This is a genomic window from Dietzia sp. NCCP-2495, assembly GCF_026011735.1.
Lineage (GTDB): Bacteria > Actinomycetota > Actinomycetes > Mycobacteriales > Mycobacteriaceae > Dietzia.
Genome location: NZ_BRVN01000064.1, coordinates 1 through 744, shown reverse-complemented (window position 1 = coordinate 744; position 744 = coordinate 1). Strand labels below are relative to the sequence as shown.

The 744-nt window shown below is 65.2% G+C and carries 1 protein-coding gene; it reads left to right on the top strand.

The annotated features are described in order from the left end of the window. Positions 1-118: 118 nt before the first annotated feature. The coding region (locus tag OPF83_RS17390) for an IS630 family transposase (RefSeq protein WP_264888910.1) at positions 119-744 on the top strand (626 nt) is incomplete at its 3' end.

The window sequence follows — 744 nt, the reverse complement described above, 5'->3', positions numbered from 1 at the left end:
CCTAGTGTCGCGCGTGTGAAGTAGTTTTACGGTTGGGTTTGTGAAATCATGGGGCATGGCGAATCGACCTGCCCCGGCATTGATGTTGCGTCCCGGCGATCGCGAGGAGCTCGAGAGGATGACCCGTGCGCAGTCGATGTCGGCGGGGATGGTGCAGCGGGCGCGGATCGTGTTGCTGGCCACGGAGGGTCGGCGCAATGCTGAGATCGCGGAGCTGGCTGGAGCGTCGCGTCCGAAGGTGAATCTGTGGCGATCCAGGTATGAGGACAAGGGCATCGCGGGCCTGGTCGATGAGAAACGTTCTGGCAGGCCGCGCACGATTGATCACGCGGCGATCGTGACGGCGACGTTGATGCCGCCGCCGAAGAGTTTGGGCGTGACCCACTGGTCGTCGCGGTTGCTGGCGGCGCGGTTGAAGGTCTCGGCCTCGACGGTGGTCACGGCGTGGCGAGCCTATGGGATCAAGCCGTGGCGGGCCGAGTCGTTCCGGTTCTCTACCGATCCCGAGCTGGTCGGCAAGGTCACCGACATCTGCGGTCTGTACCTGGCGCCCCCGGAGAACGCGATCGTGCTGTGCGTGGACGAGAAATCTCAGATCCAGGCGCTGGATCGGACGCAGCCGATCTTGCCCATGCAGCCGGGACTGATCGAGCGGCGCAGCCACGACTACGTCCGGCACGGCACCACCACCTTGTTCGCGGCGCTGGATATCGCTACCGGGCAGGTCACCGCCGCCCTCAAGCC